Source organism: Stenotrophomonas sp. 2YAF26, assembly GCF_052114625.1.
Lineage (GTDB): Bacteria > Pseudomonadota > Gammaproteobacteria > Xanthomonadales > Xanthomonadaceae > Stenotrophomonas > Stenotrophomonas indicatrix.
This window is the reverse complement of record NZ_JBFRFC010000006.1, coordinates 98831-121915: the sequence shown is the minus strand read 5'-3', so window position 1 is coordinate 121915 and position 23085 is coordinate 98831. Positions and strand designations below refer to the sequence as shown.

Sequence of the window (23085 nt, the reverse complement as noted above, 5' to 3'; positions counted from 1 at the left end):
TTCGTTACTCCTGGGAAACCTGGGCACCGCCGGCAGCGCCCGCCGGGGTTGCAGCAGCGGTGTTCTCACCGACGCCGATGAACTGGTCGATGACCTTCTTGAACAGCAACGGTTCGACGCTGGAGAAGTGCTGCACCGGCGCGTTCTTCGATGGTGCGGCCAGCGCCTTGAACTGCTCGAAGCTGAGCGAATCCGGTGCGCTGCGCACGTCGGCCACCCAACGATCGAAGTCTTCGTTGCTGCTGGCGGTGGCGATGAACTTCATGTTCGAGAAGCCATGGCCGCTGTAGTTGCCGGACATGCCACGGAACTGGCCGGGCTCGTTGGCGATCAGGTGCAGCTGCGTGCGCATGCCGGCCATCGCGTAGATCTGTCCACCCAGCTGCGGGATGAAGAAGGTGTTCATCGTCGAGTTGGAGGTGATGTTGAACGCCAGCGCGCGGTTGGCCGGGAAGTTGAGCTGGTTGACGGTGGCGATGCCCAGGTCCGGGTACACGAACACCCACTTCCAGTCGGTGGCGATCACGTCCACGTGCAGCGGTTCGCCGGCCACGTCCAGCGGCTTGTACGGATCGAGCTCGTGGGTGGACTTCCACACGATCACCGCCAGCACCGCGATGATCAGCAACGGCACGCCCCAGACCACCACTTCCACCTTGGTGGAGTGCGACCAGTCCGGCGTGTACTTCGCCTTGGTATTGCCGGCGCGGAAGCGCCAGGCGAACACGAAGGTCAGCACGATGGCCGGCACGACGACGATCAGCATCAGGCCGATGCAGATCAGGATCAGGTCGCGCTGTGCGATCCCGACCATGCCCTTCGAATCCAGCAGCACCCAATCGCAGCCCGTCAGGGCGATGCAGGCCAGGGCGACCAGCGCCAGGCGGATGCGGTTCCAGCAGATATTCATTGGTGGTCAACCCTGTTGAAGATGCGCGCTTGACCGGCTCGCCTGCGCGCAGCGCCCGGGCGTGGAGCGGCTACACTGTGGGTACGAGGTCGCCTACAAACAGGCGAACCACTCCAATCAAGCCCATACAAGATACAGCATTGTATGGACTTGTGCATCTGCACGTATGGAAAAATCCGACCGATGACGCCTCCTGCTGCCGGCCGCCGCCTGAAACACCCCAACCGGACCTGGGTCCGCCCGTTCCGTGAGGGCGCAGGACCGCTGTACCTGCAGATCGCCCAGCAGGTGCGCGAGGCGGTGGACGATGGCGTGCTGCGGCCGGGCGATCGCCTGCCGCCGCAGCGCGACCTGGCCCAGCAGGTGGGGGTGGATCTGACCACGGTCACCCGCGCCTTCGCCGAACTGCGCCAAGCCGGCCTGCTGGACGCGCAGGGCGCGGGCGGCACCTTCATTGCGATGTCCGCCGGCAACCGCAGCACCTCGGTCGACCTGAGCATGAACATCCCCCCGCTGCTCGGCAGCGCGCCGTTCGCACAGGGCATGGAGGCCGGTTTCCAGCATCTGGGCCAGCAGCTGGGCCAGGGCGAGCTGATGAGCTACCACGTCGGTGCCGGCAGCCGCGACGACCGCGCTGCGGCCGTGCAATGGCTGGCGCCGGTGCTCGGCCCGGTGGGCGCCGACCGGGTGGTGATCTGCCCTGGCGCGCAGACTGCGCTGTGCGCACTGATCCTGGCCCGCACCCAGCCGGGCGAACTGATCGCCGCCGAGCAACTGACCTATCCGGGCCTGCTGGCCGCTGCGCGCGTGCTGCAGCGGGGCGTGGTGTCGGTGGCGATGGACGCCGAGGGCATGCTGCCCGATGCCCTGGACGAAGCCTGCCAGCTGCGCCGGCCGCGCCTGCTGTACCTGGTGCCGACCATCCAGAACCCGACCACGGCGACGATGTCGGCGCAGCGCCGGCAGGCCCTGCTGGCGGTGGCACGGCGGCACGAACTGACCGTGGTCGAGGACGATCCCTACTGGCTGCTGGCCGGCGATGCCGCCCCGCCGCTGGCCGCGCTGGCCGACGGTGGCTGCCCGGTCTACTACATCTCCACCCTGTCCAAGTGCCTGGCCCCCGGCCTGCGCACGGCCTACCTGGTGGTGCCGGGCGGCGAGCCGATGGAACCGGTGCTGGACGCTCTGCGTGCGATCGCGCTGATGCCCACCCAGTCGATGGTGGCCGTGGCCTCGCACTGGATCCGCACCGGCCAGGCGCAGGCGATGGTGCAGCGCTTCCAGCAGGAGCTGCGCGAGCGTCAGGCCATTGCCGCCCGTTATCTGCCCGCCCGTGCCCAAGCGCATCCGGCCGGCCTGCATGTGTGGCTGCCGTTGCCGCCGCGGTTGGACCAGTACCGGCTGATCCAGGCGGCACAGGAACAGGGCCTTGGCATTGCCAGCTCCGACGCCTTCAGCGTGGAAGAACCGCCACCGGGCAACGCCATCCGCCTGTCGCTGGGCGGTGCGGTGGACCAGGAGGCACTGGCCGGTGCGCTGGCCAAGCTGAACGAGATCCTGTCCGAGGCGCCCGACGCGCGGCATTCGGCGATCGTCTGAACCATCCCGTGGGCCATACCCATACAAGATGATATCTTGTATGCAATGTATGGACGGAGGATGTGCCGCAGATGGCCGCCGACAAACTGAAGTTCCACCTGGTGATGGCTGGCTGCGGCGGGTTCGTCGTGCTGATGCTGGCCGCCCTGGCCTGGGTCTGCCTGCAACCGCAGACCGTGGATGTGCAGGCCGCCGAGCGCCACGCCATTGAACAGTGCCTGCAACGCAGCGAGGACGCGGCGCGCAGCGAGATCCAGCGCCGCGCCCAGGCCGACTCCTGCCGCGAGATGCGCAAGCAGTACGTGCACAAGTTCGGCGCGGACGGCTCCTGATGGGCGCAGCTGCGCCGCGCCCACGCCGTTCGATGCTGCCGGTGATGATCGCCCTCGCCTGCCTGTTCATGGCCGGCGTGGCGGCGGCACTGTGGCAGTACTTCGGCTATGGCGAGCAGTCCACGTTTGCCGAACAGGCCATCGTCTTCGATGACTCGCAGCTGCGGTTGCCGGCGGAACTGGCCGGCGACACCGGCCGCATCCGCGTGGTGCATTTCTGGGACCCGGCCTGCGGCGTGTGCAACCGCGAAACTGGTGCCCACCTGAGCTACCTGATCAGCATGTACCGCCGCGCCGGCATCGACTTCTATGCGATCCGCCGCCCCGGCACCCAGGGTGAACTGCCCGAGCCGCTGCGCAGCAAGGTGATCACCCTGCCGACCATCGATGGCATCGGGAACATTCCGGCCAGCCCGGCGGTGGCGATCTGGGACCGCCAGGGCCACCTGGCCTATGCCGGCCCGTACAGCATCGGCATGGTCTGCAATTCGGCCAACAGCTTCGTCGAACCGTTGCTGGACAAACTGGTGCACGGGGAAACCGTGCGCCCGAAAGGACTGCTTGCCGTGGGCTGCTACTGCCCCTGGCAGGCCCAGCGCTGAGGACGCGCGATGACATCACCGACGCTGGCTGGCGCAGCCGCCACAAACAACAACGGCGGTCACCTGTCCGAACCGACCGATGGTTATGGACAGGCTCCCGCCGTTGGAAGCAACGATACGCCCCGACATCCTCCGTACATGCCGCGACCCGATGTCGCAGGGCCTGGCATTGCAGGACTGGGCTGGGTGCAGGACGTGCACGTGCACAGCGGCCCGATCTACCTGCGCATCGTCAACACGCTGGAACGCACCATCAATCGCGGCGGCCTGGCGCCCGGGCAACGGCTGCCCTCGCAGCGCGCACTGGCGCAGCAGCTCGGCGTGGATCTGACCACGGTGACCCGCGCCTTCGATGAGGCACGCAAGCGTGGACTGATCGAAGCACGCGGGCCACAGGGCAGCTTCATCGCGCCGCCCAAGGCGGGCTTTGACCAGGCCGTCGATCTCAGCATGAACGTGCCACCGGTACCCGACGCCGATGCACTGGCGGAAATGCTGCGTCGGGGCGCGGCGGCGGTGCTCGCACGCAGCAATGCGCCGAACCTGATGACCTATCACCTGGGCGGTGGCAACCCGACCGACCGTCACGCGGCGGCGCGCTGGCTGCAGCCGATGCTGGGCACGGTGGACGATGCTCGCCTGCTGCTGACCGAAGGCGCGCAGGTGGCACTGGCGGCGATCCTGCTCAGCCAAGGGCGCGAGGGTGATGCGATCCTCTGCGACCGGTTGGTGTATCCGGGTCTGCTGCAGGCCGCCGCCGCACTGGGACGGCGGCTGGTCACGGTGGAGGGCGACGAACACGGCATGTGCCCGGAGGCGCTGGCCCGCCGGGCGCGGGAATGTGGCGCGCGCCTGGTCTACCTCAACCCCACCTGCCAGAACCCGACGGCACTGACGGTGCCCACCACGCGGCGCGAAGCGTTGGCGCGGGTGCTGGAGCGCGAAGGCCTGCTGGCGATCGAGGACGATCCGTACTGGCATCTGGCCGTCACCGCGCCCATTGCGCTGGCGACGCTGGCACCGCGACACGTGTTCCATGTGGCCACGCTTTCGAAGGTGATCAGCCCTGGCCTGCGTACCGCGTTCGTGCAATGCCCGGGCGCCGCCCATGCCGAGGCGATGGCCACCGCACTGCGTGCCACGCGGCTGATGGGTCACCCGCTGGTATCCGCACTGGCCAGCCAGCTGCTGCTGGATGGCTCGGCGCAGGCGCTGCTGGCGCAGGTGCGCGAGGAAGCGCGCGAGCGCACGCGGATGGCGCGGTATCTGCTGGCGCCCTCGTTGCTGGAGCGCGCCGATGGGCTGCATGCGTGGTGCCGGGTGCCAGCGCCGTGGACCGACGCCACGCTGGTGCGTACGGCGCAGCTGCAGGGCCTGGCGATCGCGCCTTCATCGGCGTTCTGTCCGCCGGGCGCGCCGTTCGCGAGCGGCGTGCGGCTGTCGTTGGGATTGGCTGCGGACCGGCGGCAACTGGAGAACGCGCTGCGGCGGATCGATCGGTTGTTGTTGTCCGATGCGTTGCCGGCGATTGACCGGTAGTGGAAGGGCATCCACGCATGGCGTGGATCTACTGGGCCTGTTCCGGTAGATGCCAACCTTGGTTGGCAACGCCCGTTCACGCCATGCGTGGGTACATTTGCAATCGTTGCCACCCCATTTCAGTAGATCCACGCCATGCGTGGATGGGTGTTGCGCCTACCCCAGCGCGGCCAACGCCTGCACCAGCGCATCCATCTGCGCGGGGCGGGTGAACACCGATGGTGTCACCCGCACGCAGGCGCCGGAGTCCAGGCCATCGCGATGGGTGGTGAATATCCGATGTTCATCCAGCAGCCGTTTCTGCAGCGCCAGGTTGTCTTCCACCGAGGCATGGCCACGCAGGCGGAAGCTGGCCAATGCACTGGCCAACGCCGGATCCGGCGACGACAGCACCTCGATATGCGCCATTTGCCGCGCCGCCACCGTCCAACGCTCACGCAGGTAGCGCAGCCGCGCCTGTTTGTTCGCTGCGCCGATGCGCTGATGCAGCGCGATGGCCTCCGGCAGCGCCAGATAGGCGGCGAAGTTGACCGTGCCGGTGTGCACGCGACTGCCCACGCGGCCGTCGTCGGTCTCGCCCATGTACGGATCCAGGTCGGCCACGCGTCCTTTGCGCACGTACATCGCGCCCACGCCCACCGGTGCGCCGATCCACTTGTGCAGGTTGATGCCAACGAAATCGGCCTTCAGGTCCGGCACCGCGTAGTCGATCTGGCCAAAGCCATGTGCGGCATCGACAATCACATCGATGCCGCGCGCCCGCGCACGCTCGGCGAGCTCGGCCACCGGCAGCACCAGCCCATGGCGGTGGCTGACCTGGGTCAGCAGTACCAGTTTCAGGCGCGGCAGGCGCGTGAACGCCTCATCGTAGGCCTGCAGGATCTGCTCATGGGTGGGCACCACCGGCAGTGCGATGCGCTCGACCTGCACGCCACGACGCTGCTGCAGCCAGCGCATCGCGTTGATCATGCTGTCGTAGTCGATGTCGGCGTACAGCACCTGGTCGCCCGCGGCCAACCGGTTGTAGCCGCCGATCAGCGCGAGCATCGCTTCGGTGGCGCCACGGGTCAGCGCGATCTCGTCGGCGCCGACGCCAAGCATGTCGGCCACCTGCCGATGCACGGCCATGTACTGCGCCGGGAACGCGTGGCGACCGTACCAGGCATTGCCCCGGTTCACTTCGGCGGTATGCCGCTGGTAGCTGGCCAGGGTCTGCTTGCCCATCGCGCCCCAGTAGCCGTTCTCCAGGTGGTTCACTTCATCGGTGATGTCGAAGTGGCTGGCGACGGCGGCCCAGTACGACTCGTCACGGGCCAGCACATCCGGCGTCGTGGAAGGTGCAGGAATGTCCATCGGCACAGCGTAGCGCGCGGCGGCCATGGCAGGCAGTGAAGACAGCGCCGCAGCGGCCGGCAGCAGCGCGCCGGCACGCAGCAGGGAACGGCGGCAGCTGTCCATCAGAAGGTCAGCCGGTACTGCGCGTACACGTTGGCGCCGTCGGTGTCGTACGGCGCGTTGCGCGAATAGATCAGGCCACGGCTGGCCTGGAAGGTGGCTTCATCCGGATAGCGGTCGAAGACGTTGTCGGCACCCATGCGCAGGCTGTGGTGTTCGTTGATGCGATAGCCCACGGCCAGGTCGAGGAAGGTCATCGCACCGAACTGCTGGTAGATATCGCCGGTGGCATTGCCGGTGGAGTCGGTCCACTTGCCGTAATAGCGCACGCGTGCCATCAATGACCACGCGCCGACGTCCCAGCTGCCGGTGAAGCTGCCCTTGTGCTCGGGCAGGCGGTCTTCGAACAGCACGCGCTGGGTCTCGTTGGTGGCCACCGAGGTGCTGCCGTTGTCGACGCGGGTCTGGTTGTAGTTGTAAGCCAGGGTCAGCGTCATCCGCCCTGCGCCGAGGTCGCGCAGGTAGTTGCCGACCACATCCACGCCGGTGGTGGTGGTGTCGAAATCGTTGGTGAAGTAGTTCACCGAGGTATAGCCCAGCGGGTTCGGCGTGCCGGCCGGAATGGCGAAGCTGGCCGACTGGCTGAAGCGGTCGCTGAGCGTGATCCGGTAGACATCGACCGACCCCGACAGGCCCAGGGCGGTGCGCCAGGTCAGGCCCAGCGAGGCCGTGCGCGATTCTTCCGGGGTCAACGGCTTGGCACCCAGCAGCTGCGCCAACGGATCGCTGGGCGACAGGCGGCCGCTGGTGAAGATCTGCAGCGTGCGCGTGTCCAGGCCCTGGGTGGTGCTGGTGGTGTTGAGCTGGGCCGGCGTGGGCGCGCGGAAGCCGGTGGAGAGCGTGCCGCGCAGCGCCACGTCCGGGGTGATCGCAAAACGTGCCGACAGCTTGCCATCCACCGTGCTGCCGAAGCTGGAGAAGTCTTCATAGCGACCGGCCGCGCCGATGCTCCAGCGCTCGCCCAGCGGCACTTCCATGTCCACGTAGGCGGCCTTGCTGCGCTGGCTCCACTGCCCGGCCTGGCTGGCCGAGAAGCCCGGCGCGCCGTTGGAATTGGCTTCCAGGCCCGCCGCAGCGCCACGGCCCACCGCATACGAGGCCGGGTCGCCGGCGCGCACCTGGTAGGTCTCCTGGCGGAACTCGGCACCGAAGGCGACGTTGACCGGTTTCGACAGCGCAGCCACGTCCCATTCGTAGTTGAAGTCCGCATTGGCGTTCTTCTCGGTCTGGGTCAGCCGGCCGAGGTCGAAGGAGGTCGGGCTGTCCGGGCCCAGCGAGGCGTTGATGGAGTTGTCCAGGCCGTAGTCGATGGCATTGCGGCCATACGAGGCGCTCAGGTCCCAGCGCAGCTTGGGCGTGATCTCACCACGCAGGCCCGCGACCAGCTGCAGGTCGTTCTGGGTGTTGCCGTACTGCGGGCTGAAGCCCACCGGATACAGCGAGCGCAGGTTCCAGCCCGGGAAGATGCTGGTCGTACGGTACGCGCCGGTGGTGGTATCGGGGTTGCGCCAGTTGAAATCGCTGACGCCGTCGCTGTGGCTGTACAGGCCGAAGGCATACAACTCCAGGGTGTCGCTGGCATTGGCCTTCAGGTTGAAGCCCACGCGGCGGCTTTCCAGCTCCGGCTGCCCCCAGCGCTGCACCGGGTTGGGCACGTCCAATTCGGGATGCGCGGCCTGGAAGGCGATGGCGTCGGGACGCTGGCGCGTGCGTGAGGTCGCATCGGAGTTGGACGATTCGGCGAACAGGGCGAGGCTGCCGTAGTCACCCAGCGCCCAGCCGGTGCGCGCACTGAAGTCGCGCGAGGCGCCATCGCCCTGCGCGTACTGCGAATAGCCCGCAGTGATCTCGGTGCCCGGGCTGTCCTCCAGGATGATGTTGATGACACCGGCGATGGCATCCGAGCCGTACTGCGCCGACGCCCCATCGCGCAACACTTCGATGCGCTTGATGGCGCTGGTCGGAATCTGGGCCAGGTCGGCAGCCTGTGCGCCGCGGTTGCCAAGCAACGCACTGCGATGGAAGCGGCGGCCGTTGACCAGCACCAGCGTCTGGTCCGGCGACAGGCCACGCAGCGTGGCCGGGCGCACGAACACCTGGCCATCGGCCATCGGCAGGCGCTGCACCACGAACGAAGGCACCAGCTGCGCCAGCACGTCCTTCAGGTCGGTGGAGTCGACCGACTGGATGTCCTGCTTGGTGAACACGTCCACCGGCGCCAGGGTTTCAAACTGGGTGCGGTTGGAGGCACGGGTACCGGTGACCAGCATCGCATCGAGCTGGGTGGGCGCAGCGGCGTTGCCACTGCTGCTGGTGCCTGCCGTTCCGGCATCTGCAGCGATCGCGCCTCCTGCGCTGACCAGACCAAGGGCGAGGAGGATGGAACGCGACAGCTTCGAACGATGCACGGCAGGACTCCGGGAAGGCACGACAGGGCCAGGTGGGACCTGGACAAGGCGCGCAGTCTCGGGGCGGGATGTGAAGCAGCGATGACGTGGAGACGACAGTTGCGACCGCTGGAGGTGCAGCCGCCGCCCATGCCGGGCTCTGTGCTATCCGGCAGTGTCGTCGTCGAAGCCGAAGACGGCGGGCCGCGCCGTCCGCAGCGGGATGAACAGCGCGATCGCGAAAACGAACAGGAAAGGCGCGGAGAGGATGGCAGTGTCCTCGGTTCCGAAGGCAATCAGGTTCACCTGCAGTTGGCCGATCCACTCAAGGTCCATGAGCACCAGCACAAGGCCACCGATAGTGGGGCACGGCAGGCCGCCATGGCCTGCCATCAACAACGTGGGCGCCAGCAGTGCTGCCAGCAATGAGAACATCACACGGTACAGCCAGGGGTCCCCGCGCCAGCGCGGTGCCCGCCGCCACATGAGCACCAGCAGCGCCAGTGGCAGCAGCGCCGGCAGCAGGGCAATCGCAATGATCATCAACATGCGGCGATCTGCGCGGTCTGGTTGATAGCGGTGACTTCCGGCATGTCCCTGGCCTCGATCGTGTCCATGAAGATCGCATTGTTGCCGGTGCAACGGCAAACGCAAAGCCCCGCCGGCGCAAGAACTGCTAAGCGCCCCACCCCGTCGATCCGGTACGCTGCCCGGCATTCGAACGAGGGACAGCGCGATGAGCGCAGCCGGCAAAGCGTTGTGGTACATCGAAAGCCATGCCGACAAGCCGCTGGCGCTGGCCGACATCGCGGCAGCCGCCGGATTGTCGCCCTTCCACCTGTCACGCCTGTTCCAGGCCCGCACCGGCACGTCGGTGGTGCGCTACCTGCGTGGACGCCGCCTGACCGCCGCCGCGCAACAGCTGGCCAACGGGGCCGGCGACATCCTGCAGGTGGCGTTGGCAGCCGGTTACAGCACGCATGCCGCGTTCACCCGTGCCTTCTGCGAGCAGTTCGGGCAGACCCCGGAGCGCGTGCGCGAGCGGGGCCTGCAGGAACTGGCACTGGTGCACGCGATCCGCCTCGACGACGCGCCACAGGCCTGCACCGAGGCGCCCAGGCTGATCGACTGCACGCCCTTCCAGGTGGCCGGCATCGGCATGCGCCACAGCCGCGACAGCGGCGGTGCGATTCCCGGGCAGTGGGCACAGCTCAATCGCGAATGGCCAACACCGGCGCCGGTCAGTTTCGGTGTGTGCTGCAACAGCGACGACGAGGGTGGCTTCGACTACATCGCAGCATTGTCGGTGAACGCACTGCCATCGGTGCCTGCACACTGGCAGCGGGTGGATGTGCCTGCGCGCCGTTACCTGGTGGCCTGGCATGGCGGCCATATCTCCACCATCCGCTCGACCTGGTTCTGGCTGCTGGACCAGTACCTGCCGGCAAGCGGCCTCCACCTGGCCAACGCGCCGGATCTTGAACGCTATGACACCCGCTTCGACGAGCATACCGGCCATGGCGGCGTGGAGATCTGGCTGCCGGTCGATCACCGTCCTGACTGACCCGGAGAAACCGATGATGCGCGCGACACGATGGATGCTGACCCTGCTGCTGGCTGCTCAGGCGCCGATGGTGATGGCGGCCGCTCCCACCATTGCCGGTGAACGTCATGGCGTGACAACGCTGAAAAGCGCGGCGATCCGCGATAGTGCGCAGCGCGAGGTGCTGCGCTTCACCGCGTGGCACCCGGCAATGCCAGGCAGCGAAGAAACGCCGCTGACCATCGGGCCACCGGATGCGCCGCTGTTCGAGGTGGGGCGCGCGGCGAAGGACGCCCCCATTGCCGGCGGGCGCCTGCCAACCCTGTTGCTGTCGCATGGCAATGGCGGCACCGCGCGCATGATGGGGTGGCTGGGCACCGCGCTGGCGCGGGCTGGCTACCTGGTGATCGCCGTGGACCACCCCGGCAACAACGGCGCCGATGAGATGACGCTGGCCGGCAGCGTGCTGACCTGGCTGCGCGCCGACGACCTGAAGGCGGCGCTGGCAGCCGTGCAGGCCGACCCACAGCTGGGACCACATGTTGATGCATCGCGGCTGGGCGTGGTGGGCTATTCCGCCGGTGGCTTCACCGCAATGCTCAGCGCCGGCGCACGGCCGGACATGACGCGGCTGCTGGCGTTCTGCCAGGTGCACCCGGACGACGGCGTGTGCAGGCCGCAGCAGGAAGCGGTCGCGCATACGATGGCGGCGCGTCTTGCTGCAGCGGCGTCGCCACAACTGCAACCCTACGTGCAGCATGCACAGGATGATCGTTCGATTGCCGGCGTGCGCGCGGTGTTCGTGCTGGCGCCCGCCATCGTGCAGGCGTTTGCACCGGAGCAGCTGAAGGCGTTGCGGCAGCCGGTGATGATCGTGTTGGGTTCAGCGGATGAAGTGGCGCCGCCGGCGACCAACGGTGATGTGGCGGCGGCACTGATTCCGAAAGCAACGCTGCACGCGCTGCCCGGTGTCGGCCACTACGATTTCCTGTCTGCCTGCACGCCGCTGGCGGATGAGCGGCTGCAGGCGCTGTGCATGACTGCGGTACCGAAGGAGCAGACGCATGCGGTGGTGGTGGAAGACGCGGTGCGCTTCTTCGCGGAATCCTTGCGCTGAAGACAGTCGAGCACGGCTCGATGCCAGGGCTGGCAGTAACGATTCGTTGCAGAGGTGATGACGCGGCGCAAAGGTGCACGGGACTACACTGCTCCTAGCGCTCCACGGAGGATCGATCATGCGCCTGCTGCATCTTTCTCTGCCGGTATCCGATGTTGCCAGCGTCGCCGCGTACTTCCGCGACGTGCTGCAGCTGGAGGTGGCCGGCGACCAGGTCCGCATTGGCTGGAGCACGATCCAGCTGCAACCAGCGAATGGCCGTCCGGTAGGCGGCGTGCACCTGGCCTTCAATGTGCCGGACAACCGCTTCGCCGACGCCATGAGCTGGCTGCGTGCACGCACGCCGTTGCAATGCAATCCGGAAGGGCTGGACTACTTCGCACTGGAAAGCAGCTGGCAGTCGCAGTCGGTGTATTTCACCGGACCCGATGGCCTGATCCTGGAACTGATCGGCCGTAGGCGCTTGCCGGCCAGCGACCGCAGTGGCGCCTTCCATGGCAGCGAACTGACCTGCCTGAGCGAGGTTGGCCTGCCCAGCCATGATGTCGATGCTGTGCGCGAACAAGCCAGCCAGCGCTTCGGCCTGCAGCCCATCAGCCCGCCGTCGCCCCAGTTCGCCCCGATGGGCGATGACGAGGGCCTGTTGATCGTGGTCGCTGCCGATCGCCGTTGGTTCCCCGAGCAGAAGGACCTGCCCAACGCGCAGGGGCTGCAGCTGCAGGTGGCCGATGTGAGCGGCAGCGGCGAACTGCACGATGCCGCGCTGGGCTGGCGGGTGCAGGCGGCCTGAGTTACCAGCTGCCCGAGGCGCCACCGCCTCCGCTGCGGCCACCACCACCGGACCAGTCGCTGGAACTGCTCGAGGACGAACTGGAAGACGAGGTGCTGGACGAGGAACGATAGCCTGTGGACGCCCCCCGGCCGCCGCGGGCCTTTTCGCCGGGCAGCAGAGTGAACACCCAGATGAAGTACAGGAACAGCGTGCCCATGCTGGACACGATCGTCGCCAGCACGCGGGCGTTCTCGTCGCCGGCACGGTCGATGGCCAGCAGCGCGCCCAGCGCATAGCCACCGGTCAGCAGCACCAGCACCACCAGGCGGATGGCGAAGCTGTTGCGGTTCTTCCGCCAGCGCGCGCGACCGGCCTGCACCAGGAAGAACACCAGCATGGCGGCGATGCCGACCGCCAGGTTCAGCAGCGTGTGCAGCGCAAGGCTGGGCGGCAACTGGCCGCGCACCAGCATCACCGCGAAGAAGCCGGTGCTGACGGCCAGCATGCCGTACAGCACGATGCGAACGCCGCCGCTGCGACGCCAGCACCAGCCCAGCAGGGTTGCCACCGGGACGGCGGGCAGCAGCACGAAGAACAACGCCGGCAGCACATGGCGCGGCAGCAGCAGCGACGCAGAAAGCCCTCCCCCGGCGATCACCGCCGTCACCAGCAGCGGCCTGCCCCAGGCAGGCAATGTCGGCCACGTTGACCTGGGCACCGCCGCATTGGCTGCCAGTGCCTTGCGCCGCCGCTCGCGGCGGTTACCGGTGAACCCGGCTTCGGTCCTGGTCGCCAGCAGACGCGGTGGCGATCGCCACAAACCCGCCAGAAAGCCCGCCAGCAACGTCAGCGCGACGACCGAATCCCCCGTGCGCCAATCCGGCGGCAACACGTTGCGTGCCAAGGAATCTTCCCAAGGCGGCAGTTGCTCGCCATCGACCAGCGCCACCAGCACCGCGGTGCCATCCAGCACCCCCTGGTCCAGGTCTCCCTCGCGCAGCCGCGGCACGATCGCCTTGTCGATGATGCGCGCGGCATACGCATCAGGAATGGTGCCTTCCAGGCCATAACCGGTCTGGATGCGGACGCGCCGATCCTGCACCGCCACCAGCAGCAACACGCCATCATCGACGCCAGCGCGGCCCAGCTGCCATTGGTCGAAGACCCGCTGCGCATAGGCTTCGATACCTTCCTCGCCAACGCTGGGCACCACCAGCACCTGCAGTTGCGCGCCCTTGCGTGCCTGCAGCTGCAATGCCTGCTCGCGCAGCGTGGCGTGGGTACTGGGGGACAGCGCATTGGCGGTGTCCACTACCGGGTCGTCCAGTGCAGGAATCGGGGCTGCCGCCAGCGACAGCAACGGCAACAGGCAGAGCAGTAGCACAAGCCACGCCCACTGCCTGGCAACGCGCGCCTGCGGCACCCGGCTCATGTGCCCTGCCCTGCCTCGATCTGCGTATACAACGCCTGCAGCCGGGCAGCGTTCTGCGCGAACACCTGCAGGTCCGCGTCGACCAGTGCCGGCCAGTCCGGTACATGTCCCAGCAACTGTGCCACCTGCTCCTGCGGTGCGCGGTCAAAGCCCTCGCCCAGCACGGTCAGATAGCGCTGGCGGAAACCCTCCGGGTCCTGCTGGTCCTGCACATACAGCTGCACCGCCAGCAGACCGGCGTAGAGATAGTTGACCATGTACTGCGGGTCCTCGTACATCAGGCGCTTGCTGATCCAGTTGCTGCGCAGCTGCGGGTAGCGTTGCGGCTGCTGGCCATAGCGCGCCAGCACCTGGCCGGTGAGCGCATCAAGATCGTCGGCGGTGCCCAGGGTGTTGCCAGCCACGCCCTGGTAGATCGACTGCTCCAGCTGCGCTTCCTCGGAGGAGGTGAACAGCTGCATCACCATGTCATCCAGCAGCGATTTCAGGTAGTACGCCTTGGCGCGAGGATCCTGTGCCTGCTGGTACAGCTGGTCACGGAAGCGCAGTTCGTTGTAGATGGCAAAGGCTTCGGTCAGCCACGCACTGCCATTGCGCTGCAACGGCGAGGCATGGCCACGTTGCATCCATTGCCCGTGCACGGCGTGCCCGGCTTCATGGGCGATCTCCACGTCGCTCTCCAGATCCCCGCTGCGCAGCCCCACGAACAACAGCGACGGCATGTCCGGAGCAACCACCTGGAACGCGTCGTGGCTGCGACTGCCCAGCACGGTGGCCAGGTCCATGCGCTTGTGCGCAGGGTCCAGCAGCGCGCGCAGCTCGGCGACATACTCCGGCCCCAGGTGCTGCATGGCATCGGCGGCGGTATCGCGCAGCTGCTCAAGCGTCAGCACCGATGGCGTATAGCCGGCATCCGGCACGGTGGTATCCCAGACCTGCGGCGACGTGATGCCGCTGCGCCCAGCATGCTGCAGCAGCATGTCCTGGTAGGCACGACGGTCTGCCGCGTGACGCTCGATCGCCGCCAGCGTAGCGTCGACGGTCGCCGTATCCATGCCCATGCGACGGTAGCCACGCGCGGTGGCCGAGCCATCTCCCTGCAGGCGCGCGGCGGCGTCATTCACTTGCACCAGGCCCAGCAGCACCGAAGCCATCGGCTCGCGGCGCGATTGCAGGCCCTGCCAGTATCCCTTCCAGCCGGCCTCACGCAGCGTACGGTCGGAGTGCTGGGCCAGCGCCTGCTTGTCGGCGCCGGTATCCCAGCTGCGGCCAGCCCCCTCGACGCGCGGAAATGCGGCGCTGTGGAAGATCTGCCGATGCAGGCGCGCGAAGGTATCCAGCGCCGGGTCGGCCAGCGTATCCACGGCATCATCCAGCTGCGCATTGGCCGGCGCCGCACCTTCCTGCACCGCGCGGTCGCGCAGGAACCGGTAGGACGCCAACCAGGGTGCATCCGCCGGTGCCTCACGCAGGGCGGCCCTGCCCGCGCGGGCGATACGGCTGCACAGACCCATCACCTGGTCCAGCGCCTGCGCCGGGCGATGATCGCGTGCGTTGCGGGCAGCCTGCAGATGCAGATACGCATGGTGGCGCAGGCACTGTGCCTGCAGCGCTTCGGCCTGGCGGAAGCGCGTGGCCGGCTCGCTCGCCGTGGCGCCCTGCAACACCTCAACGCGCTCGCCCAGAGCAATGCGTGCCGTCTGTTCGGCGGCGGCGCTGGGAAAGTAAGCGCGATCGTCAGCGTGCAGCGATTGCGCGTGGGCGCCGAGCGACGCGGTCATCGCCCACAGCGTGGCGATGACCAGGGTAACGGTGGTGGTGCGCATCCTGCGGGCCTGCATCGGCGTCTCCGTGCCTTGAACGTGCTTGGAGCCTAGCAGCCACCGACGGCCCGCGCCTGTCCCGATCTGGCCTCAGATCGACTCGTCTTCGCGCTTGACCAGTGTCCAGCACGGCGTCTGCGCGAAGGTATAGGTCTGCTGGTCGCTGCTGTCGGGCGTTCGGATCTGCACCTGCATCTGCCCGTCGGCCACGGCCGTCACCTGCATCTGCCGGCCCTGCCCGGCCAGCCCGGCCGGATCAGGCATCACCGGCCATTCGACATCGGCCAATGCCAGCGGGCGTTGCACCGTGCGCGGCTCAGGCTCGGCGCCAGCGTCAACGTAGCTGTCCAGCAGCGGATCGGCCGTGGCCTTTTCCTGCAGGGTGATCTCGTTGCCGAAGTGCTTCAGGAAGGTATCGAACCCGGGATGGGGGCACGCTGCGGTCGCCACTGCGGGCGCGGGCGCCGGCTCCACCGTCGTCGCTGTGCTGGCAGGTGCCTCTGCAGGAGCCTGGGCTTCAGCCGGCGCGGGCTGCGGCGCGGGCGTGCAGGCGGACAGCACAAGGCCAAGGGCAGGTGCCAGCAGCACAAGGGAACGGCGGGGCTTCATGGGATCGTCCTGATTCCGGTTCGGTCGCGCCATCCTACCCTGCCGCCTACAATCGCGGTCTTCCGCCTGTCCGAGATGCCCATGCGCCGCCTCCTGCTCCTGATCGGCCTGCTGCTGCCTGCCCTGTGGCCAGCCATGGCGATGGGCGTCGACGTCCGCGACGGCGACCTGCTGTTCGTCACCGCCGGCCATGGCGGCCTGAGCGCGGCCATCAACGATGCGACCGGAAAACAAGGCGCGCCGAGCTTCGACCATGTCGCGCTGGTGGCCTCGGCACCGCAGGGCTGGGAGGTGCTGCACGCCGATGAGAAGGGCTCGCGCCGGCAGACGCTGGAACAGTTCCGCGAGGACGCGAAAGGCAAGCAGCGGCAGATCGTGGTCTATCGCCTGCGTGCGCCGCCGGACAATGCCATCGCCGATGCCGTGGCCACCGCGCGCACGATGCTGGGCAAACCGTACAACACTGCCTACGTGTTGAACGACGACAATTACTACTGCTCGGATTTCATCGAGCGCGCGTTCCGTGCGCACCATGTGTTCGCACTGCAGCCGATGAACTTCCGCAACCCGCAAACCGGTGAGATCTCCCGGCACTGGGTTGATCTGTATCGCGGCATGGGCATGGAGGTGCCGCAGGGCCTGCCCGGTACCAACCCCAACGACATGGCTGCAGCACCGGTGCTGCAGCGGATCGGCGTGCTGGAATAAGCGAAGCCCCGCGCGGGGCGGGGCTTCGTCGGTGATGGATGGCGGCTGCCAGGATCACTCTTCCTCGTCCTGCCCGCCCTGCTGCTGGTTCTGGTTGCGCTTCTGCTGTTCCTGCTGCTGTTGCTGCTGCTGGTCGCGGCCGCGCCCCTGCTGCTGATCCTGCTGGTTCTGCTGGCCCTGCTGCTTCTGGTTCGGGTTCTGGTTCTGCTGTGCCATGTCCGATCTCCAAATGCCACGCGCGGAATGCGGTGGACGGGGCCATCGTCGGCAGCGATTGGTTAACCATGCGTTGTGAGCGGGCTACACCCATGTGTACGTGCGTGAATGAACCGGCGCCAGCCCTTGCGGCACAAGCGACTGAAGGATTCATGCGAGTTTGGCATGTCGTCATGCTGCAGCCGGAAACGAACGCATTCAGCGTTCTTGCCCGACGCGGCGCGCGCAGCGGCGGCCTACGCCCATGGTCCCATTTGCAGCATGCAGGGCCGCCGCCTATCGTCGGAGTGACGTCACCCCGGAGATGCGCATGGCCCGCGACACTGCAGCACGCCCCACCTACGAACAGGCACTGGCCGATTTCAGCATCGAGCGCGGACAGCGACAGTTGCACGGTGACCTGCAGACCGGCATCAACGCCTGCGTGGAGTGCTGCGACCGTCACTGCGGCCGCAATGCGCTGGCGCTGCGCTGGGTGGACGCCCACGGTGCCCTGCATCGGTACACCTTCGAGGACCTGCGCGATGCCTCCGCGCGTGTTGCCCAGGTGCTGGCCGCGCAGGGCATCGGCAAGGGCGATGTGGTGGCCGGCCTGCTGCCGCGTACACCGGACCTGCTGGCGACCATCCTCGGCACCTGGCGGGTGGGCGCGATCTACCAGCCGCTGTTCACTGCGTTCGGCCCCAAGGCCATCGAGACACGGTTGAAAACCGGGCGCACCGCACTGGTGGTGACCGACAGCACGAACCGCAGCAAGCTGGACGAGGTCGATGGCTGCCCGCCGGTCGCCACCCTCCTGGCACCGGAGCAGACACTACGTGCCGGCGACATCGACTGGACTGCACGCACCGCCGATGCCACACCTGATTTCGCGCCGGTGATGCTGCGCGGCGATGCGCTGATGGCACTGCTGTCCACCTCCGGCACCACCGGCAGCCCCAAGGGCGTGCCGGTGCAGCTACGCGCATTGCTGGCCTTTGCCAGTTACATGCAGTTGGCCGTGGACCTGCGCCCAGAGGACGTGTTCTGGAACATCGCCGATCCCGGCTGGGCCTATGGCCTGTATTACGCCGTGATCGGCCCGCTGCTGCTGGGCCAGGCCACCACCTTCAGCGAAGCCGGTTTCAGCGTGCAGGGGCTGAACGACATCGTCGGGCGGTTGGGTGTCACCAATCTTGCCGGCTCGCCCACAGCGTACCGGCAGATCATCGCCGCCGGGCCCGAGGCCAGTGCGGCCATCAACGGCAAGCTGCGGGTGGTGAGCAGCGCCGGCGAACCGCTGAACCCGGAGATCGCCCGTTGGTTCGCCGCCCATCTGGGCACCACGGTGCTCGACCACTACGGCCAGACCGAGACCGGCATGGTGGTCAACAATCACCACGCACTGGACCACGCCGTGCGGCCGGGATCATCGGGCTTTGCGATGCCCGGTTACCGCGTGGCGGTACTGGACGATGCCGGCAACGAACTGCCGCCGCGCACGCCCGGCATCCTCGCCGTAGACCTGCAGCAGTCGCCGATCATGTGGTTCACCGGCTACTACGGTGCCGACACACCGGCGCTGGGCGATCGCTACTACCTCACCGGTGATTCGGTGGAATGCGAGGACGACGGCTCGATCAGTTTCATCGGTCGCTCGGACGACCTGATCACCTCGTCGGGCTATCGCATCGGTCCATTCGATGTGGAGAGCGTGCTGATGGAACACCCTGCGGTGGCGGAAACGGCGGTGATCGGCGTACCCGATCCAGAGCGCACCGAAATCGTCAAAGCCTTCGTGATCCTGCGCGCTGGGTTCAGCGGCAGCGTCACGCTGGCGCAGGAACTGCAGCAGCATGTGCGGCGACGGCTGTCCGCCCATGCGTACCCGCGCCAGGTGGCGTTCGTCGCGGAACTACCGAAAACGCCCAGCGGCAAGCTGCAGCGCTTCCTGCTGCGCAAGGCCGAGATCGAGAAGCAGGCGGCGGCTGGCTGAGGGTCTCCGGGGTCAGAGCCCCTCCTTCGAAAGGGATCTGACCCCGGGGTCGGATCCTCTCCAGCGGAGAGGCTCTGACCCCACATGACCCCGTGCTTGCGCTACGGCATCACCGGCGGCACGTAGGCCAGGGTCATGCCCAGCAGCCACAGCAACCCCAGCACCAGCGGGATGTGCACCAGCAGCTGGATGAAAGTGAAGCCGACGATGTCGCGGGCCTTCAGGCCGAGCACGCCCAGCAGTGGCAGCATCCAGAACGGATTGATCAGGTTCGGCAGCGCTTCGGCCGCGTTGTAAACCTGCACCGCCCAGCCCAGGTGCGCCTTCAGCTCGTTCGCGGCCTGCATCACGTACGGCGCTTCGATGATCCACTTGCCGCCACCGGACGGTACGAAGAAGCCCAGCACCGCCGAGTACACGCCCATCACCAGCGCGAACGTATCGGTGCTGGCCACGTGCACGAACAGGCTCGACAGCCGGTGCGCCAGCGTCTCACCGTCGCCACCGGCAGCGTGGGTGAGGATCATCGCGATGCCGCCGTACAGCGGGAACTGGATCAGCACACCGGTGGTGCTCGGTACCGCCTTGGCTACCGCGTTGAGGAAGCTGCGCGGGCGCCAGTGCAGCAGCAGGCCCAGCGAGATGAACATGAAGTTGTAGGTGTTGAGGTTGGCGATCGCGCTGACCAATGGCTTGTTGGCGAACTCGTTGAACAGCCAGCCGAAGGCCAGCAGCGAAAGCAGCACGGTCAACAACGGGCTGTACTCCAGCCACTCGCCCGGACGGGTGCGGCGCTGCAGCGGCTCCGGTTCGGCCTGCGCCGCGCCGGGGAAATCTTCGGCGGTACGCGCACTGCCGGCGGCCGGCGCGGTCAGCCAGGCGATCAGCAGCGAGACCACGATCAACACCGAGGTCAGTGCGATCGACTGCCACAGGAAGATGGTTTCAGTGAACGGCAGGACGCCGGTGATCTCCACCAGCCCCGGCGGCATGCTGGCCGGGTTGGCCTGCAGCTGCGCGGCCGACGAGCTCAATCCCATCGCCCACACCGCACCCAGACCGAGATAAGCCGAAGCACCGGCGGCGCGGTAGTCCATGCGCAGCTCGGTACGGCGGGCCAGCGCGCGCACCAGCAGGCCGCCGAACACCAGCGAGAAGCCCCAGCTGAGCAGCGAGGCGAGCATGCTGACCAGGCCCACGTACACCACCGCACCACGGCCGGTGCGCGGCACACGGGCAAGGAAATCGATGAAGCGTGCGACCACCGGTGCAGTGGCCACGGCATAGCCACCGATGACCACGAAGGCCATCTGCATGGTGAAGGGAATCAGGCTCCAGAAGCCATCACCGAAGGCGCTGGCAGTGGCCTGCGGGGTAGAGCCGAAGCCCATCGCGGCCAGCGCGACAATGACCACGCCCAGTACCGCGAACACGTACGCATCGGGGAACCATTTTTCCGCCCAGGCGGCCGAGCGCAGCGCAGCGCGCGCCATCCAGCCGTCCTGTACTGCTGCCGTCGAGGCCATCGCCTACCCTCCCAGGTTCGATGGCTCGATTCTGGGCGGTGGGATGCGGGCTGTCAGCCACCTATTGGTCGTAGATGGCCGGTGGCGGTAGTGCCGGCCGCTGGCCGGCAACCTCGGGGTCACACACGGATGCAGCCGGCCAGCGGCCGGCTCTACCTCACCTTGGGCTCAACGCAGCGCCAGATCCACGGCAATGCCGGCAAACAGCGCGGCACCCACCCAGTTGTTGTGCAGGAAGGCCTTGAAGCACGGCCCACGCTCGCGGTTGCGGCAGATCCAGAATTCGTACACCACCAGCAGCGTCGCCACCGCTACGCCGGCCAGGTAGTACCCGCCCAGCCCGCCGCGCACGCCCACCAGCGCCATCGTGGCCAGGAACAGCGCGTACAGCACGCCCTGGATGACCAGGTCCAGGTCGCCGAACAGGATCGCGGTGGAGTGCGAGCCCATCTTCAGGTCGTCCTCGCGGTCGACCATGGCGTACCAGGTGTCGTAGGCGGTGGACCACAGGATGTTGCCGGCGTACAGCAGCCAACCCAGCAACGGCACCTCGCCCTGCACGGCCGCGAAGGCCATCGGGATGCCCCAGCCGAACGACATGCCCAGATAGACCTGCGGCAGATGCGTGTAGCGCTTCAGGTAGGGATAGCTGGCCGCCAGGAACACGCCGATGAAGCTCAGGGCGATGGTCAGGCCGTTCAGGGTCAGCACCAGGCCGAAGGCCACCAGCATCAGCACCGCGAACAGCACCAGCGCCGCCCGGCCGCTGATTGCACCGGTCGCCAGCGGTCGCGCCTTGGTGCGCTCCACGTGCGGGTCGAGCCAGCGGTCGGCGTAGTCGTTGATGACGCAACCGGCCGAGCGGGTCAGCCAGACGCCCGCGGTGAACACGAACAGGGTCCACAGCGGCGGCAGCCCGCCAGCAGCCAGCCACAACGCCCACCAGGTGGGCCACAGCAGCAGCAGCGTGCCGATCGGGCGATCGGCGCGCATCAGACTCCAGTAATGCCGCCAGCGCGGCGTCGGCGCCGGATGCGGCGCGGAAAGGGGGGTATCAGCCATGGCACTAGGATACTCCTGTGCCTTCGGACCGACTTTGCCGGCGGGGGGAGATTTGTGCGGCGAAACTGGATAGAATGCCCATTCCGCACCGCCTCATTGCGTTGCGATGCCCGCCCCGGCCTTGGCCGACGGCGCGGCGGTTCCACCACGCGCTCGTAGCTCAGCCGGATAGAGTAGTGGCTTCCGAAGCCATTGGTCGGGGGTTCGAATCCCTCCGGGCGCGCCATCTTCTTGTCGGCTTCGGCCTGCCAATCACCGGGCAGATTCGCCCGCGCATGTCTCCGTTCTCAGTTTATGAGTCCCGCAGGGCGCAGAATGGGATTCTGTACTCCAGCTCCATTTGGATTGAGTAGACTCGGCGCCATGGGTATCGCCTTGCCAGCACAGGACAGCCTCGGCGTCGGTCTCTATTCCTACGCCGATGCTGCGCGCTTCATTGGCGGCAGCTCGTCGGAACTGCGCCGGTGGCTGAAGGGCTATCAGGGTCGGAAGCACGGGAATCCGGAAGCCCACCCTCCCCTGTGGAAGTCGCAATGGGCCGATTCAGAGATCGACGGCATTGGCTTTCGCGATCTGATCGAGCTGCGCTTCGTCCGCACATTCGTCGCATGTGGCGTGCCACTCAACCTGGTGCGGCGAACCATTGTCGAGCTGAACGAGCGGCTCGGTAAGGAGTACCCCTTCACCAGCACGAGCTTCAAGACCGATGGGCGCCGCATTTTCATGGAGCTCGTGGGCGACAGCGGCGATGCAGCACTGGTGGATGTGGTGAAGCGCCAGGACGTGATGCGCAAGGTCATCGCACCTTCGCTGCGTGACGGCATCGAACTGGGCATCGATGATCGTGCCGAACGATGGTTCCCACTGAAGGGATCCCGTGCGGTGGTATTTGATCCACAGCGCAGTTTTGGTCAGCCCATCCTTGCCGAATCGGGCGTTCCTACCATCGCCATTGTCGAGGCGCTGCGCGCCGAAGGTGGCGACGAGCGTCGCGTGGCCAAGCTGTATGACCTATCTCTGACTGCAGTGAAGAAAGCACTGCAGTTCGAGAATCGAGCCGCGCCTTGAAGGCGCAGATCGATGAGAATCTTCCGCCCGCGCTGGCCCGGGCCATCGACGCCATTGCAGGAACGGACGAACACGAAGTCTTCCACGTAAGGGAGTTCGTGATGCCCGGCACTACTGACCTGGAGCTCTTCGACGCGGCCACCCAGCGTGGCATCCGCGTACACGTTACCCAGGATCATCATCATCGCAAGCCCGCAGAGCGCGAGGCGATCGCACGCCTCGGCCTGACCGTATTCGTTCTGGCCAAGGGCTGGAGCACGTTCAACCACTACGAGCGCGCAGCGCGGCTTCTGGAGTGGTGGCCCAAGATGATGCAGCAGGCCGAACTCGTGCAACCTGGTGCAATGTTCCGCGTACCGCATGCCAGGGCGTCCGGGGGACGGCTGACGCAGATCAAGGTGTCACGGTAG

21 protein-coding genes and 1 tRNA gene are annotated in these 23085 nt (G+C 67.2%); 12 read left to right on the top strand and 10 right to left on the bottom strand.

Annotation, left to right across the window (positions count from 1 at the left end; translation table 11 throughout):
- Window positions 1–4: 4 nt before the first annotated feature.
- Entirely contained in the window at window positions 5–910 is a 906-nt protein-coding gene (cyoA, locus tag AB4Y98_RS08745) for a ubiquinol oxidase subunit II (protein ID WP_223496997.1), read from the bottom strand.
- A gap of 183 nt (window positions 911–1093) precedes the next feature.
- Here cyoA and AB4Y98_RS08740 point away from each other — a divergent pair, with 183 nt between their 5' ends.
- From AB4Y98_RS08740 to AB4Y98_RS08725, 4 genes are all read left to right on the top strand, one after another.
- Window positions 1094–2509, top strand: a complete 1416-nt coding sequence (locus AB4Y98_RS08740) for an aminotransferase-like domain-containing protein (RefSeq protein ID WP_442244176.1) — start codon at window positions 1094–1096, stop codon at window positions 2507–2509.
- Between the two features lie 71 nt (window positions 2510–2580).
- Window positions 2581–2841, top strand: a complete 261-nt coding sequence (locus AB4Y98_RS08735; protein ID WP_025877432.1) for a hypothetical protein — start codon at window positions 2581–2583, stop codon at window positions 2839–2841.
- Window positions 2841–3443, top strand: a complete 603-nt coding sequence (locus tag AB4Y98_RS08730; RefSeq protein ID WP_442244175.1) for a DUF6436 domain-containing protein — start codon at window positions 2841–2843, stop codon at window positions 3441–3443. The genes AB4Y98_RS08735 and AB4Y98_RS08730 overlap by 1 nt, the downstream gene beginning before the upstream one ends.
- 9 nt (window positions 3444–3452) lie before the next feature.
- A complete protein-coding gene (locus AB4Y98_RS08725; RefSeq protein ID WP_442244174.1) occupies window positions 3453–4982 on the top strand; it encodes an aminotransferase-like domain-containing protein in 1530 nt (509 codons plus the stop codon).
- Between the two features lie 156 nt (window positions 4983–5138).
- Here the strand turns inward: AB4Y98_RS08725 and AB4Y98_RS08720 are convergent, their stop codons facing one another.
- The 3 genes from AB4Y98_RS08720 to AB4Y98_RS08710 all read right to left on the bottom strand — a co-directional run bounded on the left by AB4Y98_RS08720 (window position 5139) and on the right by AB4Y98_RS08710 (window position 9373).
- On the bottom strand, window positions 5139–6440 hold the full coding sequence (locus AB4Y98_RS08720) for an aminotransferase class V-fold PLP-dependent enzyme (protein WP_442244173.1): 1302 nt from the start codon (window positions 6438–6440) through the stop codon (window positions 5139–5141).
- Complete coding sequence (locus AB4Y98_RS08715) at window positions 6440–8845, bottom strand: TonB-dependent receptor plug domain-containing protein (protein ID WP_442244172.1); 2406 nt, start codon at window positions 8843–8845, stop codon at window positions 6440–6442. Before AB4Y98_RS08715 ends, AB4Y98_RS08720 begins: the two co-directional genes overlap by 1 nt.
- Window positions 8846–8989: 144 nt before the next feature.
- Window positions 8990–9373, bottom strand: coding sequence for a hypothetical protein (locus AB4Y98_RS08710; protein ID WP_025877440.1), 384 nt, complete (start codon window positions 9371–9373; stop codon window positions 8990–8992).
- Window positions 9374–9560: 187 nt separating this feature from the next.
- Here AB4Y98_RS08710 and AB4Y98_RS08705 point away from each other — a divergent pair, with 187 nt between their 5' ends.
- The 3 genes from AB4Y98_RS08705 to AB4Y98_RS08695 all read left to right on the top strand — a co-directional run bounded on the left by AB4Y98_RS08705 (window position 9561) and on the right by AB4Y98_RS08695 (window position 12274).
- Window positions 9561–10388, top strand: coding sequence for an AraC family transcriptional regulator (locus AB4Y98_RS08705; protein WP_442244171.1), 828 nt, complete (start codon window positions 9561–9563; stop codon window positions 10386–10388).
- Between the two features lie 16 nt (window positions 10389–10404).
- Complete coding sequence (locus AB4Y98_RS08700; RefSeq protein ID WP_442244170.1) at window positions 10405–11484, top strand: alpha/beta hydrolase family protein; 1080 nt, start codon at window positions 10405–10407, stop codon at window positions 11482–11484.
- 118 nt (window positions 11485–11602) lie between these two features.
- On the top strand, window positions 11603–12274 hold the full coding sequence (locus AB4Y98_RS08695; RefSeq protein ID WP_442244169.1) for a VOC family protein: 672 nt from the start codon (window positions 11603–11605) through the stop codon (window positions 12272–12274).
- 1 nt (window position 12275) lies between these two features.
- On the opposite strand, the gene AB4Y98_RS08690 is transcribed toward AB4Y98_RS08695, so the two are convergent.
- The 3 genes from AB4Y98_RS08690 to AB4Y98_RS08680 form a co-directional block, all read right to left on the bottom strand.
- The gene (locus tag AB4Y98_RS08690; protein ID WP_442244168.1) at window positions 12276–13688 is read right to left on the bottom strand and encodes a TPM domain-containing protein; all 1413 of its coding nucleotides are present in this window, start codon (window positions 13686–13688) and stop codon (window positions 12276–12278) included.
- Window positions 13685–15529: a M3 family metallopeptidase gene (locus AB4Y98_RS08685; RefSeq protein ID WP_442244167.1), complete on the bottom strand. Its 1845-nt coding sequence runs from the start codon at window positions 15527–15529 to the stop codon at window positions 13685–13687. The genes AB4Y98_RS08690 and AB4Y98_RS08685 overlap by 4 nt, the downstream gene beginning before the upstream one ends.
- A gap of 72 nt (window positions 15530–15601) precedes the next feature.
- Window positions 15602–16120, bottom strand: coding sequence for a hypothetical protein (locus AB4Y98_RS08680; protein ID WP_442244166.1), 519 nt, complete (start codon window positions 16118–16120; stop codon window positions 15602–15604).
- Between the two features lie 81 nt (window positions 16121–16201).
- Here AB4Y98_RS08680 and AB4Y98_RS08675 point away from each other — a divergent pair, with 81 nt between their 5' ends.
- Window positions 16202–16828 (top strand): YiiX/YebB-like N1pC/P60 family cysteine hydrolase, encoded by a 627-nt coding sequence (locus tag AB4Y98_RS08675; protein WP_442244165.1) that lies wholly within the window; start codon window positions 16202–16204, stop codon window positions 16826–16828.
- A gap of 54 nt (window positions 16829–16882) precedes the next feature.
- On the opposite strand, the gene AB4Y98_RS08670 is transcribed toward AB4Y98_RS08675, so the two are convergent.
- Window positions 16883–17044: a hypothetical protein gene (locus tag AB4Y98_RS08670; protein ID WP_164745118.1), complete on the bottom strand. Its 162-nt coding sequence runs from the start codon at window positions 17042–17044 to the stop codon at window positions 16883–16885.
- Window positions 17045–17354: 310 nt separating this feature from the next.
- Between AB4Y98_RS08670 and AB4Y98_RS08665 the strand changes: the two genes are divergently transcribed.
- Window positions 17355–19019, top strand: coding sequence for an AMP-binding protein (locus AB4Y98_RS08665; protein WP_442244164.1), 1665 nt, complete (start codon window positions 17355–17357; stop codon window positions 19017–19019).
- A 101-nt stretch (window positions 19020–19120) separates the two neighbouring features.
- Here the strand turns inward: AB4Y98_RS08665 and AB4Y98_RS08660 are convergent, their stop codons facing one another.
- Window positions 19121–20545, bottom strand: coding sequence for a short-chain fatty acid transporter (locus AB4Y98_RS08660; RefSeq protein WP_442244163.1), 1425 nt, complete (start codon window positions 20543–20545; stop codon window positions 19121–19123).
- 168 nt (window positions 20546–20713) lie between these two features.
- Window positions 20714–21607, bottom strand: coding sequence for a 4-hydroxybenzoate octaprenyltransferase (gene ubiA, locus AB4Y98_RS08655; protein ID WP_312107660.1), 894 nt, complete (start codon window positions 21605–21607; stop codon window positions 20714–20716).
- Window positions 21608–21756: 149 nt separating this feature from the next.
- On the opposite strand from ubiA, the gene AB4Y98_RS08650 reads away from it, so the two are divergent.
- The 3 genes from AB4Y98_RS08650 to AB4Y98_RS08640 all read left to right on the top strand — a co-directional run bounded on the left by AB4Y98_RS08650 (window position 21757) and on the right by AB4Y98_RS08640 (window position 23085).
- Window positions 21757–21833: transfer RNA gene (locus tag AB4Y98_RS08650), tRNA-Arg, on the top strand.
- A 137-nt stretch (window positions 21834–21970) separates the two neighbouring features.
- Window positions 21971–22675, top strand: coding sequence for a DUF433 domain-containing protein (locus tag AB4Y98_RS08645; protein ID WP_033832462.1), 705 nt, complete (start codon window positions 21971–21973; stop codon window positions 22673–22675).
- A complete protein-coding gene (locus AB4Y98_RS08640; protein ID WP_033832463.1) occupies window positions 22672–23085 on the top strand; it encodes a DUF5615 family PIN-like protein in 414 nt (137 codons plus the stop codon). Before AB4Y98_RS08645 ends, AB4Y98_RS08640 begins: the two co-directional genes overlap by 4 nt.